Here is a 12,040-nt window from a genome sequence, read left to right as displayed (position 1 = left end):
CCTTCAAGTGTCGCGTCCCGCGATGGTGACGATGACCGGCGCGTGGTCGGAGGCAATGCCCTTCGGCGGCCCATCCCGGAAATGATCGTCGAAGATCTCCACCTTGGTCACCGTGCCGCGCCGGCGCGGATTGTTCGGATTGAGCCCGTTGGAAACGATCGCGTAGTCGAGGATCGATCCGTGGCCCGAACTGCTATGGGTGATCGGCCGGCCCTGAAGCTGGGTCGGCACGAGGGGCCACGTGTCGTAGAGCTTGTAGACATGTTTGAGGAAGGCGAATTCCGGCGGAACACCGTTGCCCGGGATGCTGCCCCAGGAAAACACCCGCTCGCCCTGGGTCAGAATGCCGATCGTGTGCGAATCCGGCCCCTCGTTGAGGTCGCCGAGCAGCAGGACCGGCGCATCGTTGTCGCGATCGATGGCGCGGCGGAAGAGCCGGTAGACGACGCCGGCTTCGGCCGCACGCTTGGCGACCTGGTCGACGCCGGCGGCATTGCGCAGCGCATAATAGGTCTTGATCTTCGCAGCCCAGTCCGTGATCGGATCGACGTCGCGGGGATCGACGAATGCGCCCTGTGATTTCAGATGGCAGACATAGATGTCCACCCCGCCGATCCCCGGCAGGTCGATGCGTGCGGCGACCGGCGTCCGCGAAAACCTGAAACCGGGATCGACGACCGTATCGACGTCGATATCGGCAACGCCGATCAGGTCGCCGACCTGCGCGAACGGATGGCGCGAGGCGATCGAAACGGTGGCGTTCACATAGATCGCCGGATCCTGGTCGTCGAAAATCGGCGCGCCGGCATTGTAGAAATGCGGATAACCGGCAGCGGCAGCCAGGTCCTTCAGCGCCTCGAATGAAACCACTTCCTGGAACCCGACCACATCGGCATTCATCTGCGCCAGCATGCCGATGATCCAGGCCTGCTTGGCCTGCCACTGCTCCGGCGTGTAGGTCGATTTGGGATCCCGCTCGTGCCAGAAAATGCCCGGCTCGGCGAAATGATAGAGATTGAAGGTCGCGAATCTGAAATCGGCCATGCCTGCCTCCCGCAAAACGACGAATGCCAAGACTGATACAGCTACTTAAAATTGTAAACATGACAGGGTGATGATACTCTTCGGTCGGGATCATCCGGGGGAAACCATGTCGAGGAATATCGTCATTCTGTTCGACGGTACGTCGAACGAAATATCCGCCGACCGCACCAATATCCTCAGATTGTTCGGAACGCTGGAGCGGTCCGAGAGGCAGATCGTCTATTACGACCCCGGCGTCGGCACCTTCGGGGCTGCAAATTCCTGGTCGAGATTCTATCGCAAGGCCTTCGAAGTCTGGGGCCTCGCCACCGGCTGGGGTTTGGACGAGAACGTCAAGGAAGCCTATCGTTTCCTCGTCGAAAACTATGATCGCGGCCCCAAAAACGTGGATGGCCGGCATTCGGATCGCGACCGCCTCTATATCTTCGGCTTCAGCCGCGGCGCCTATTCCGCACGTGTGCTTGCCGGCTTCATCCATGCCTTCGGCCTGACCACGAAATATCACCTCAACCTGCTGGATTACGCCTACAAGACCTACAAGGGCATTCCCGAGCAGGAACAGCGCAAGGAAGATGCGGTCGAGGACGAGGACGCATCGTCGGCATTTGCCAGTATGCGCCTCTATGAGAGAATGCTCCGCAACGACCGTCCGCCGATCGCGCTCCTCGGCCTTTTCGATACCGTGGCTTCGGTCATCGAATCGGGCAAGTGGCGCCCGCAATTGAAGACCCATCCCTTCACCCGCAAGAACCCGAGCGTCGAATGCGTGCGCCACGCGGTGGCGATCGACGAGCGGCGCACCATGTTCCAGCCGGAATTGTGGATGGCGGACCAGGACTATTGGGGCGGCCCGTTCAAGCCGAAAACCGTCGTGAAACAGGATTTCAAGGAAGTCTGGTTTGCCGGCGTGCACGGCGATATCGGCGGCGGTTACCCCGAGGCGCAGAGCAGCCAGATCAAGATCCCGCTCGACTGGATGATCCGCGAAACCGGCCCGACCGGCCTCTTCTATGTGACCCGCACGATCAACAATATCGTCCTCGGCAGGAACGCCAATAAATATGTGCCCCTGGATCCGAAAGCCGATCTTCACGACTCGATGTCGAAGGGCTGGAAAATCCTCGAATACCTGCCGCGGCGCGTTCCCGAAAGCTCGTGGCGCAAGCGTGGGGATCGCAGCGGAATCTATCTGCCGCTCGAAGACCGGCGCTTCATTCCGGACGGAGCGAAGCTTCACGAGTCGGTCAAAACCCGATTGGACGCTGGCACCTACACCCCACCCAACCTGCCGAACAACCCCACTTTCGTCCCTTAAGCGGCCTGAATCATTCTCTCCGTTCACGCCGCCAAGCGCTTGATCCGGCGCATGTCTTCCCTGAACCGGACCAGCTCCTCCGCCTTTCTCCCTTCGTCGGGAATGCGCAGCAAGTATGACGGGTGCACGGTCACGAAGAGCATGCGCCCCTCGTCCATGGCAATGGGCTCGCCCCTGATATCCTCCAGCTTCTGGCGCATGTCGGTCAGCGCAAACAGCGCCGTCGCGCCCATCGCCACCACCAGTTTTGGCTTCACCAGTTCCAGCTCCTGGGTCAGCCACCAGCGGCATTGCCTGACTTCGCCCATATTCGGTTTCTGGTGGATGCGCCGCTTGCCGCGCGGCTCGTATTTGAAGTGCTTCACCGCATTGGTGATATAGAGCGACCGCCGGTCGATGCCGGCCTCGCCGATCACGTCGTTGAACAGTTTTCCCGCCGGCCCGACGAAGGGTTTTCCCGCCAGGTCTTCCTGGTCGCCGGGCTGCTCCCCGACGAACATCACCCGAGCGTCCGGCGGACCGTCGCCGAACACCGTCTGGGTCGCGAAGCAATGGATGTCGCAGCGCGTGCAGTGCCGCGCCTCCTGCTTCAGCGCCGCAAGCGTACCGGCAGCAGCCATGGGCTCCGCCGGCGCCCTGGCGGCCGCCTTCTGGATGCGGTGATGGAAGGGCAAGGGCTCGCTCGCCGCCTTGCGCGCCATCTCGATCACATTGGCCTCGGCATTGGCGATCATCCCCGGAATGAGCTCCGCTTCCGGCAGGTTCTTCCAGTATTTCCTCGGCATCTCGGTGGTCATCATCTTCACCTTCAGCCGCGCCGGGTTGAAGATCGAGGCGTAGTAAGTGCGCCAAAGCTCGTCCGTCTCGTCTCGCAGGTCGGGCTTCTCCGCCGGCTCGTCGGTCGTGCGCAGCGTCTCGCCGTCCCAGGAGGCCGAGCCCTTCGGCGTCGCGATCAGCCAGTCCATGTCGGTGAAGCGCCGCTGGAAGAACGGCGCCACCCGGGCGACGATGAAATGATCCGGCTCGAACCAGGAAATGAAGCGCCGCCGTCCGGCCGTGCCTTCCCTGAGCGGCAGTTCCTTGAAGCGCACGAAAGCGGTCATCTTGTGATAGTCGCGGCCGACCGATTTCGCCATGCGGCTGGCGGCAACCACGTCCGGGTCGGTCGCCATCTGCAGCAGATGCCGGCCATGGATCACCCCGCCATGCATCATCCGAAACAGCATGCGGTAGAGCAGCGCGAACCGGGTCGGGTCGGAATGGCAGAGCACCGCCTGCGCCAGCCGGATGAAGGCGGGCGACACCGTCATCGGCTCGCAGTCAGGGTGCGGCGGCGGCAGGTGGTTCTCGTCGAAACCGAACAGCCCGTCGGCATCGTCCATCGTCCGCCATTCGACATATTCCGGCACGATCCCGGCCATGAGGAAGGCGCGGGCGGCATCGCGCCATTCGGTAAGATCCCCCCTGCCCCGCAGCGAAAACCGGTACCTCATAACAACGACAACTGCTCCGGCTTCGGCTCGAACATTGCCCTGAGATCCGTCCGATCGACCAGCCGGTGCGGCGTCCAGCCCTCCGCCGTGATGAACGGCTGCACCTTCCGGAGCGACACGCCGAGCCGCTTCAGATCGTCGAGCCGCAGCCGCCCGAACCGCCGCGACGAGAGGATGCCTTTCACCGTCTTGGCGCCGAAACCCGGCACCCGCAGCAACATCTCCTTCTCCGCTCGGTTGACGTCCACCGGGAACCGTTCACGATGGCCGAGCGCCCAGGCGAGCTTCGGGTCGAGATCGAGGTCGAGCATGCCGCCCGCCTGAGTCGCGGTGATCTCGCCGATCTCGAAACCGTAAAACCGGTAGAGCCAGTCCGCCTGGTAGAGCCGGTGCTCGCGCATCAAAGGCGGCTTGATCAGCGGCAGGGTCTTCGACGAATCCGGGATCGGGCTGAAGGCGGAGTAGTAGACGCGCTTCAGACCATAACTGCCGTAAAGCCGGGCGCTGGTGCCGAGAATGGTCGCGTCGCTGGCGCCGTCGGCGCCGACGATCATCTGCGTGCTCTGCCCGGCCGGCGCGAACGTCTTCTTCCGTTTCGTCTGTAGCGTCGGATCGGCCATTTCCTCGATCTTCAGCCTGAGCTTGCCCATCGACCGGCGGATGTTCTCCGGCCGCTTTTCCGGCGCGAACCGGCTGATGCCGCTGTCGGTCGGCAACTCGATATTGATCGACAGCCGGTCGGCATAAAGCCCCGCCTCCTCGATCAGATGCGCGGACGCTTCCGGAATGCTCTTCAGGTGGATGTAGCCGCGGAAATTATGGGTTGTCCTGAGTTCCCTGGCGATCCGCACCATCTCCTCCATCGTGTGGTCGGAGGAGCGGATGATGCCGGAGGAGAGGAACAGGCCCTCGATATAGTTGCGGCGGTAGAATTCCAGCGTCAGCCAGATCACCTCCTCCGGCGTGAAGCGGGCTCGCTCCACATTGCTGGACGACCGGTTGATGCAATAGGCGCAGTCGTAGATGCAAAAATTGGTGAGCAGGATCTTCAGGAGCGATATGCAGCGCCCGTCCGGCGCATAGGCATGGCAGATGCCCGAACCCTCCGTCGAGCCGAGCCCGCCTGTCGCGGACGAGTCCCGCTTCACGGTCCCGCTGGAGGCACAGGATGCATCGTATTTGGCGGCATCCGAAAGGATCGCCAGGCGTTCTTTCAGCGACTTCTTCATTAGAGTGTTCACTAAATGTTCTTTTTCAGCCCGTCAAGTCATTGACAAACGGTGCCGCTTGCAATCTCATGGTGAAGGAGGGGCACACGGACAAGGTTTCGAAATTCCTAGCGTTCGCTGTCGAAATTCTGTTATAGTGACCTACATTCTGATTTTACGATGGTTCCGAAGTTTCGCTCCGGAACCTGTTTCTTTTTGTGTCCGCGGTATCCGCGGGCATGCGCCTGAAGGACAAGGAAATGGTTGAAAAGGTACCGATGACGCAGAGTGGTTTTTCCAAGCTGCAAGAGGAGCTGCGCTGGCGTCAGCAGGAGGAGCGTCCCCGTATCATCGAGGCAATCGCGGAAGCGCGCGCCCATGGCGACCTTTCGGAAAATGCCGAATACCATGCCGCCAAGGAGGCCCAGAGCCACAACGAAGGCCGCATCACCGAGCTGGAAGACCTGACCGCGCGTGCAGAAGTCATCGACCTGTCGAAGATGTCCGGCTCGAAGATCAAGTTCGGCGCCACCGTGAAGCTCATCGACGAGGACACCGACGAGGAAAAGATCTACCAGATCGTCGGCGACCAGGAAGCCGACGTGAAGGCTGGCCGCATCTCCATCTCCTCGCCGATCGCGCGTGCGATGATCGGCAAGGAAAAGGGCGATTCCATCGAAGTTGTCGCCCCCGGCGGCTCCAAGGCCTACGAAATCCTCGCCATTTCCTGGGGCTGATACGCCCGTGGGCAAACAAGGCGACCCCGCCATCATCGATATCCGTGACGTCGAAGTGATCGCGCCGAATTTCAAGCGGCGCCTCTCCGGCGTCACATCGACGATCATCCAGCTCGTTCCCGTCCAGAGATCGCTCGGCCAGAAGGTGGCGGCGCTTGGCCCCGGCCTGCCCGCCGACCTGGCCCATATCCGCTATCGGGACCTCTTCCGCCTCTGGTCGCCGCCGCGCGGCCGGCGGTGCCGGATCTGGCACGCGCGCCGCAATATCGAGATGCTCCCGGCAGTTTTCATGCGCGACGTGTTGCGCATGCCGATGAAGATCGTCTTCACCTCCGCCTCTCAGCGCCATCACACCGGCTGGACAAAATGGCTGGTCTCGAAGATGGACGCCGTGATCGCCACCAGCGGCAAGACGGCGGATTATCTGGCCGTCAAGAACACCGTCGTGCTGCACGGCATCGACACCGACCGCTTCTCGCCGCCCTCCGACAAGGCCGAGGCAAAGCGCGCCAAAGGCCTCGATCCGGATAAGAAGATCGTCGGCTGTTTCGGCCGCGTGCGCCGCCAGAAGGGCACCGATCTTTTCGTGGATTCGATGATCAAGGTGCTTGCCGACCGCAAGGACTGGTCGGTGATCGTCGCCGGCCGCGCCACCGGCCCGCATGTGGATTTCGAGGACGGCCTGAAGAAGAAGGTCGCTGCCGCCGGCCTTGCTGACCGCATCCTGTTCGTCGGCGAACACACCGATATCAACGAATGGTATCGCGCCCTCGACCTGTTCATCGCGCCGCAGCGCTGGGAGGGTTTCGGGCTGACGCCGCTCGAAGCTATGGCGACCGCGGTCCCGGTGATCGCTACCGACGTCGGCGCCTTCCCTGAACTTCTGGTGACAGGCGACGAGGAAACCGGCCTGATCATCGCCCGCGACAGCGTCGATGCCATGGCCGAGGCGGCGGCCGCCTTCATGGACGACGAGGCTCGCCGCAAGGCCGCCGCGCTCCGCTCCCGCACCCACGCGCTCGAAAATTTCAGCATCGAGGGCGAAGCAAAGCTGCTCGGCAATATCTACCGGATCACGGCTTCCGCTTGAACAGTTCGATATAGGCGTTGGCGATCGCCTCTTCCGAAAACTGCCCCACCAGCGTCGCCCTGCCCTTTTCGCCGAGGCTCGCAGCCAGCTGAGGATCTGCGATCACTTGGTTGATGGCGCGCGTATAACCGGCGACGTCATCGATATCGACAAGCAGACCGTTTTCGCCGTGCTGCATGAACCACGAAGGCCCTTCCGAACGCGAGGAAATCACCGGCTTGCTCTGCGCCCAGGCCTCGAAAATCACGTTGCCGAGCGGCTCGTGGCTGGACGGCATGATGAAGATGTCTGCGGCCCCAAGATAGGGGCGTGTATCCTTGTGCCAGCCGAGGAAGCGGACCCGGTTCTCCATCTTGTGCTCGCGCATGACCGCCTCCAGCGCTTCCCGTTCCTCGCCGTCGCCGGCGATCCACAGATAGGCGTCCGGCACCGCCGCCATCGCCTCGATCAGCAGGTGGAAACGCTTGCGCTTGACGAAACGCCCCATCGTCATGATCAGCGGCACGCCTTCCGGCGTGTTGGCAACCGAGCGCGAGACGGGCGCCACGACCGACGTATCGGTGAAGTTCGAGATCACCTCGACGCCGCGGGTCCAGCCGAGATTGTTGCGCACATGGTCGGCAATGCCCGGCGTGTTGCAGACGAGAATGTCAGAATTCTTGAAATAGCCGAGATGGGTGGGGTAGTCGCCGAGACGGGAGAGCTTGATACCGCCCTTATAGTCCGGCATCAGGCGGGCACCGCGGGTGGACCAGGAAATGATCGCGTCGGCCTTGTCCCGCTTTGCCATGGAGAGCACCTTCATCGGCAGAAGGATACGATCGATCGACAGGTTGCGGAAATTGCTCTCGATCACCTTGGCATGAGCCTCGACATCCGGCTTCCAGCGGCGGTTCCAGCGCATCACGGCCGTCTGCTCGACGCCGCGCCGTGCAAGCGCGCCGACCAGGTGCACGAAGAATTTCTCCGCCCCGCCGTCCTTGCCGAAAATATACTGGTGAACCCGCATCGATCGTCGCCTCGCCTGTCTGTTTCCGCCGCTTTATACCTGAAACCAGCATCTATAGGCAGCGCCGCCTATATGTTACGGTTGAAAACCCCGCGCAAGGGGGGGCGGGAATGCTTGTCCCTGAAATGTTGAACCTGCCCAGGATGCCTGTCGCAGGACTTCAGCACCCCCGCCAACGATGCTATCCGGCATAAGACCCGCGCTGTTCCAAAAACCGTCCGGCCACGATATAGCAACGTCGAAAAGCTTCGACCATCACAAGTCTACCGGCAACGGAAGCGGCCATAGCGGGTGAAACGCCGCTGCGCCTGCCTGCCGGAAAAGGGTAAAATGCAATCGCTTGAGACCTATGTCATCAATCTGGATGGCAGCAATGACCGCCTGAAAGCCATCAGCGACCGGCTTTCGGCCTATGGCATCGCCTTCGAGCGGATTTCCGCCGTCGACGGCCGCAAGTTCGATCTCTCGACGATCCAGGACTACGACGCGGAACGCGCTGAGAGCTACATGGGCCGCACTCTTGTGGGCGGCGAAATCGGCTGCTATCGCAGCCACCTGAAGGTCGCCGAACATTTTTTGAAGTCCGATGCTCGTTATGCGCTGGTGCTGGAAGACGACGCCCTGCCGCTCTGCAATCCGGTTGAACTGCTTCAAGCCGCCCTCCCCGATCTGGAAAAGGTCGATCCCGACTGGCGGCTGATCAACATCGGCAACAACAAGCTGAAGATCGCAACGCCGCTCGCCCGCTACGGCATCGGCGGCCACGACTGCGAACTGGTAGCAGCCCATTACTTTCCGATGACGACCAGCGCCATCGTCTGGTCGCGCGAAGGCGCCCGGCTGTTCATCGAGGAGCATCGCAAGATGTTCGCCCCCGTTGACAATTATTTCCGCCACTGGCTGACCCGCACCGGCCATGGCTACTCCTTCTGGCCCTCGCCCGTCACCACGACCGACGCGCAAAGCGAAATCCTCGCAAGCTCCGGCCGCGCCAGAAAAACCAACAAGCGGAAATGGTTCTACGCGCTCGCCAAGCAGCGGCGCCTGATGGAAGACAAGCTGATCGCCTTCATTCACAAGAAGCGGTTCCGCCCTGCCGGGAGCAAGTGACGAAACGTCGGCGGCGCCGGTGCGCTTCAGATCTCGACCAGACCCAGCTGCTTCACCTGCCGGATCGTCAGCATGGTGCGCACCGTGTCCACATGCTGGTCGGCGGTCAGCACCTCGATCACGAAGTCCTGGAAGACGGTAAGGTTCTGGGCAGCGCAGCGCAGCAGGAAGTCGCTGTCGCCGTTGACCATCCAGGCCTCGCGCACCATCGGCCATTGCTGGACCTTCGCCCCGAAGGCCTTGAGGTCCGCGTCCGACTGGCGCTTCAGCCCGACCATGCAGAAGGCGACGAGATCGACGCCCAGTTTCGGGGCGCTGAGCAGCGCGTGATAACCCTCGATGATGCCGGCTTCCTCGAGCTTGCGCACCCGGCGCAGGCAGGGCGGCGCCGAAATGCCGACGCGTTCCGCGAGCTCGACATTGGTCATGCGCCCGTCGCGCTGCAATTCCCGGAGGATTTTTAGATCGATGGCATCAAGATCGGCGCGAAGCACGGAAGTCCCCTTCATTCTGCAGTGCTTTTATCGCAAGACGAATTTTAAGCAAGAATATGTCGTCAAGCGGTTCAGCGCCGTTTCCATGCCAACTGATCTGTTGTTAGTGCAAGGCTGCCCTTGCATTGCTGCATGGATCAATCTTACATGGCGCTTCTAAAGCGGCAGACCGGACATCGACCACCTATATGAGGGGCAACGAAACGTCGACCGGTCTTTGAAAGGAAATTGTCCATGTCCTCCCGTCACACCGAGGTCCTGATCATCGGCTCCGGCCCGGCTGGCTATACGGCCGCCATCTATGCAGCGCGCGCCATGCTGAAACCGGTGCTGATCGCCGGCATGGAACAGGGCGGCCAGTTGATGATCACCACGGATGTCGAGAACTATCCGGGCTTCGGCGACCCGATCCAGGGCCCCTGGCTGATGGAGCAGATGCTCAAGCAGGCGACCCACGTGGGCGCCGAAATCGTCAACGATCTCGTCACCGAAGTCGAGCTCAACCATCGTCCCTTCACGGTGCGCACCGATTCCGGCCAGGTCTGGACCGCCGAGACGATCATCATCTCGACCGGCGCCAAGGCAAAATGGCTCGGCATCGAAACCGAGCAGCAGTTCCAGGGTTTTGGCGTCTCCGCCTGCGCAACCTGCGACGGCTTCTTCTATCGCAACAAGGACGTGATCGTGGTCGGCGGCGGCAATTCCGCTGTCGAGGAAGCGCTCTACCTGTCGAACATCGCCAAGTCCGTGACGGTCGTGCACCGCCGCGACAGTTTCCGCTCGGAAAAGATTCTGCAGGAACGCCTGTTCCAGCGCCCGAATGTCAGCGTGCTGTGGAACACCGAAATCGCCGAGATCACCGGCAAGCCGGCCAAGGCGCCGATGCCGCCCTCCGTCGAGGGCGTCAAGCTGCGCAACACCCAGACGGGTGCGGTGACCGACTTCCCGATCCACGGCGTCTTCGTGGCGATCGGCCATGCGCCGGCGACCGAGCTCTTCAAGGGCAAATTGAAGATGAAGCCGAACGGCTATCTGTGGACGGCTCCCGATTCGACCGCCACCGACGTGCCCGGCGTATTCGCCGCCGGCGACGTGACCGACGATACCTTCCGCCAGGCGATCACCGCCGCCGGCATGGGCTGCATGGCAGCGCTCGAGGCCGAACGCTACCTCTCCGGCATCCAGCCGGTCGCCATAGCCGCGGAGTGACGTTGAACGATGGGTGTGCCGCTCGACTGGGATAAACTGCGCATTTTCCACGCGGCGGCGGAGGCAGGGTCTTTCACCCATGCGGCCGACAAGCTGCATCTTTCCCAGTCGGCGATCAGCCGCCAGGTCAGCGCGCTGGAACAGGATGTCGGGGTCAAGCTCTTCCATCGCCACGCGCGCGGCCTGATCCTCACCGAACAGGGCGAACTGCTCTACCGCACCGCCCACGACGTGCTACTGAAGCTCGAAACCGTGAAGATGCAGCTCACCGAAACGACTGAAAAGCCGTCCGGCAAGCTGCGCGTCACCACCACGGTCGGCCTCGGCCAGGGCTGGCTCACCGACAAGGTGCAGGAATTCCTGCAGCTCTATCCGGAAATGTCGATCCAACTGATCCTCGACAACGAGGAGGTGGACGTGAACATGCGCCATGCGGATTGCGCCATTCGCCTGCGTCAGCCGGTCCAGTCCGATCTCATCCAGCGCAAGCTCTTCACCGTGCATATGCACGTCTATGCGGCCCCCTCCTACATCAACCGTTATGGCGAGCCGCAGTCCGTCGAGGATCTCGACAACCACCGCATCATCTCGTTCGGGGAACCGGCGCCGAACTACCTGCTCGACGTCAACTGGCTGGAATATGCCGGCCGGTCATCGGACAATACCCGCACGCCGCATCTGCAGATCAACAGCCAGACCTCGATCAAGCGCGCCTGCCTGCTGGGAATCGGAATCGCCTGCCTGCCGGATTATATCGTCGGCCGCGACCCGGGCCTCATTCAGCTGGCGATCAATGCCGACATCCCGTCCTTCGATACCTATTTCTGCTACCCGGATGAAATGAAGAACGCGGCGAAGCTGAAAGTCTTCCGCGATTTCGTGGTCGGCAAAGCGCGCAACTGGAACTTCTGACCCCGCGCGCCCAGACCTGGCCGGCCCGTTAAAGCCCAGAAACCAAGGGGTTTTCACGATTCTGCGGTTGCCTGATATGTAACCATTGAGCGCATCAAACAAAAGCATTGCGGCCTGCGCATGGCTGGCCTGCACAAAAGACTATTGTTCGCTGCACAAAAAACCACCATATCGCACACAGCTGATGCACATGGCGGCTTTTCCTCCCAGTTCCGCCGCAGCAGCTGTTCCCCTCTGGAGGTTTTTTGACCTTCACAATTATAGGGCCCTGGAGCAATCCAGTGGCCCTCTTTTTTGCCCTGGATCTGCCCCGAACCGGCATTGGATCATTCGGCTAGTTTTCACCCGTCATAATCCACCTCGAAACTTCCGTTCAATATCTCAGCCGCACCCTTGTCGAGGGGAACCGGTCTCCCCAT

Annotated in this window: 11 protein-coding genes; 6 read left to right on the top strand and 5 right to left on the bottom strand. The window is 61.6% G+C overall.

All coding sequences use genetic code 11. From position 1 onward, the window contains the following. Window positions 1–3 precede the first annotated feature (3 nt). Window positions 4–1,044, bottom strand: a complete 1,041-nt coding sequence (locus PMI07_RS24130; protein WP_007757055.1) for an endonuclease/exonuclease/phosphatase family protein — start codon at window positions 1,042–1,044, stop codon at window positions 4–6. Between the two features lie 106 nt (window positions 1,045–1,150). Between PMI07_RS24130 and PMI07_RS24125 the strand changes: the two genes are divergently transcribed. Then, a complete protein-coding gene (locus tag PMI07_RS24125; protein ID WP_007757056.1) occupies window positions 1,151–2,359 on the top strand; it encodes a DUF2235 domain-containing protein in 1,209 nt (402 codons plus the stop codon). A gap of 23 nt (window positions 2,360–2,382) precedes the next feature. On the opposite strand, the gene PMI07_RS24120 is transcribed toward PMI07_RS24125, so the two are convergent. Both PMI07_RS24120 and PMI07_RS24115 read right to left on the bottom strand, forming a co-directional pair. Then, window positions 2,383–3,852 (bottom strand): UdgX family uracil-DNA binding protein, encoded by a 1,470-nt coding sequence (locus PMI07_RS24120; RefSeq protein WP_007757057.1) that lies wholly within the window; start codon window positions 3,850–3,852, stop codon window positions 2,383–2,385. Beyond that, the gene (locus PMI07_RS24115; RefSeq protein ID WP_007757060.1) at window positions 3,849–5,081 is read right to left on the bottom strand and encodes a putative DNA modification/repair radical SAM protein; all 1,233 of its coding nucleotides are present in this window, start codon (window positions 5,079–5,081) and stop codon (window positions 3,849–3,851) included. The genes PMI07_RS24120 and PMI07_RS24115 overlap by 4 nt, the downstream gene beginning before the upstream one ends. Window positions 5,082–5,320: 239 nt before the next feature. On the opposite strand from PMI07_RS24115, the gene greA reads away from it, so the two are divergent. Beyond that, window positions 5,321–5,797, top strand: coding sequence for a transcription elongation factor GreA (gene greA / locus PMI07_RS24110; RefSeq protein WP_024164099.1), 477 nt, complete (start codon window positions 5,321–5,323; stop codon window positions 5,795–5,797). Between the two features lie 31 nt (window positions 5,798–5,828). Further along, on the top strand, window positions 5,829–6,887 hold the full coding sequence (locus PMI07_RS24105; RefSeq protein ID WP_037088225.1) for a glycosyltransferase family 4 protein: 1,059 nt from the start codon (window positions 5,829–5,831) through the stop codon (window positions 6,885–6,887). On the opposite strand, the gene PMI07_RS24100 is transcribed toward PMI07_RS24105, so the two are convergent. Continuing rightward, entirely contained in the window at window positions 6,871–7,896 is a 1,026-nt protein-coding gene (locus tag PMI07_RS24100) for a glycosyltransferase (RefSeq protein ID WP_007757067.1), read from the bottom strand. The two genes, PMI07_RS24105 and PMI07_RS24100, sit on opposite strands and share 17 nt — an antisense overlap. Before the next feature lie 330 nt (window positions 7,897–8,226). Here PMI07_RS24100 and PMI07_RS24095 point away from each other — a divergent pair, with 330 nt between their 5' ends. After that, a complete protein-coding gene (locus tag PMI07_RS24095) occupies window positions 8,227–9,006 on the top strand; it encodes a glycosyltransferase family 25 protein (RefSeq protein ID WP_007757074.1) in 780 nt (259 codons plus the stop codon). A gap of 26 nt (window positions 9,007–9,032) precedes the next feature. Here PMI07_RS24095 and PMI07_RS24090 read toward each other — a convergent pair whose 3' ends face one another. Then, a complete protein-coding gene (locus PMI07_RS24090) occupies window positions 9,033–9,500 on the bottom strand; it encodes an Lrp/AsnC family transcriptional regulator (protein ID WP_024164098.1) in 468 nt (155 codons plus the stop codon). 234 nt (window positions 9,501–9,734) lie between these two features. Between PMI07_RS24090 and trxB the strand changes: the two genes are divergently transcribed. Then, complete coding sequence (gene trxB, locus PMI07_RS24085) at window positions 9,735–10,709, top strand: thioredoxin-disulfide reductase (RefSeq protein ID WP_007757088.1); 975 nt, start codon at window positions 9,735–9,737, stop codon at window positions 10,707–10,709. 15 nt (window positions 10,710–10,724) lie between these two features. After that, window positions 10,725–11,621, top strand: a complete 897-nt coding sequence (locus PMI07_RS24080; RefSeq protein ID WP_037088219.1) for a LysR family transcriptional regulator VtlR — start codon at window positions 10,725–10,727, stop codon at window positions 11,619–11,621. Window positions 11,622–12,040: the final 419 nt, after the last annotated feature.

Origin of the sequence: Rhizobium sp. CF080 (genome assembly GCF_000282095.2) — a bacterium.
Taxonomy (GTDB): Bacteria; Pseudomonadota; Alphaproteobacteria; order Rhizobiales; family Rhizobiaceae; genus Neorhizobium.
Note: the sequence above shows the minus strand (reverse complement) of the source record. Positions and strands in the feature narration are given on the sequence as shown.

Coding starts and splice junctions, on each gene's coding strand:
- PMI07_RS24130 (WP_007757055.1), bottom strand. CDS start 1,044: ATGGCCGATTTCAGATTCGCGACCTTCAATCTCTATCATTTCGCCGAG.
- PMI07_RS24125 (WP_007757056.1), top strand. CDS start 1,151: ATGTCGAGGAATATCGTCATTCTGTTCGACGGTACGTCGAACGAAATA.
- PMI07_RS24120 (WP_007757057.1), bottom strand. CDS start 3,852: ATGAGGTACCGGTTTTCGCTGCGGGGCAGGGGGGATCTTACCGAATGG.
- PMI07_RS24115 (WP_007757060.1), bottom strand. CDS start 5,081: ATGAAGAAGTCGCTGAAAGAACGCCTGGCGATCCTTTCGGATGCCGCC.
- greA (WP_024164099.1), top strand. CDS start 5,321: ATGGTTGAAAAGGTACCGATGACGCAGAGTGGTTTTTCCAAGCTGCAA.
- PMI07_RS24100 (WP_007757067.1), bottom strand. CDS start 7,896: ATGCGGGTTCACCAGTATATTTTCGGCAAGGACGGCGGGGCGGAGAAA.
- PMI07_RS24095 (WP_007757074.1), top strand. CDS start 8,227: ATGCAATCGCTTGAGACCTATGTCATCAATCTGGATGGCAGCAATGAC.
- trxB (WP_007757088.1), top strand. CDS start 9,735: ATGTCCTCCCGTCACACCGAGGTCCTGATCATCGGCTCCGGCCCGGCT.